This window comes from Prevotella sp. P3-122 (genome assembly GCF_002251365.1).
Lineage (GTDB): Bacteria > Bacteroidota > Bacteroidia > Bacteroidales > Bacteroidaceae > Prevotella.
Genome location: NZ_NPJH01000051.1, coordinates 1 through 956 on the forward strand (window position 1 = coordinate 1; position 956 = coordinate 956).

Here is a 956-nt window from a genome sequence, read left to right on the forward strand (position 1 = left end):
TATGTACCGTCAAGCAAGGAGCGTATCAGTTCATCCTTATTAGCCTTGAGCCATGGAAGCAGCTGCTCACATGACATCTTGTCGATACCGCCACATCCCTTGTTCCTCAATACTGCCAAGTAGGCTTTGTTGAGGTTGTCGGGGCTGAGGATTACTTCCAATACGTGCTCCTTGTCGAATGGAACTTCCACGATGTTGTCTTCGGTCATCCACATGAAAGTCTGCACTCCCCCATACCTTTCGGATTCCGTCCTATCTCTTTGGGGGCAGTCATTAGCAAGGGCTGATGTTTTCTGCATTCGTTCTTTCATAAGGTAACTTTCAATTACTAATCGCTTAATTGTTAGGTTCAGCCCTTCATGGAGCGTTACCGATTACTCCACTACTATGACGTCTGCTGACTTCTCACGGCAAGCTTTACTCCATGGCTTTCGTATAAGCAACTAATCACCATGTCCGTGAGACCTCCTCGGATAAGGGCATTGTCTTTCCATCTTATGCCTACTTCATTTACACCGACCGTTCCGAATAGCTATAGGGCTTTGGTTTGTTGTGCAACCTTACCCACGGTCATATGCCTTATATGAAGTTTCTGTTCGTTAGACCAGATGTTTGCCGACGGCTTCCTTCAGATTCCACCTCGCGATGGCCCCCCTTGCCTTGGGCTATGCGATTCCCGCTATTAGGGCTCACTCGGGACTTGCACCCGTTAGACAATGCTCATGCCGAGCGTACAATCGGGTAGGAGGTAAATGCTAATCATAGAAAGGCATTTGCCTCCTACTTTCACATTTACCGACCTCCCACACCTTATGAGAACATTCGCATAAGGTGTGTTATGCGAACTTCCATTTTATGCGAACTTCTTGTTGAATATATCTGTTAAAGGCAGACATCTGCAATGAGAAGTTCGCATAAAAAATATGATTGTCAGAAAACAAAAAGTTCATCAATAT

The 956-nt window shown here is 45.6% G+C and carries 1 pseudogene; it reads right to left on the reverse strand.

Going from position 1 to position 956, the window contains the following annotated elements:
• Window positions 1-311: pseudogene (locus CIL02_RS09480) on the reverse strand (group II intron reverse transcriptase/maturase); the annotation flags it as partial.
• Between the last annotated feature and the right edge of the window lie 645 nt (window positions 312-956).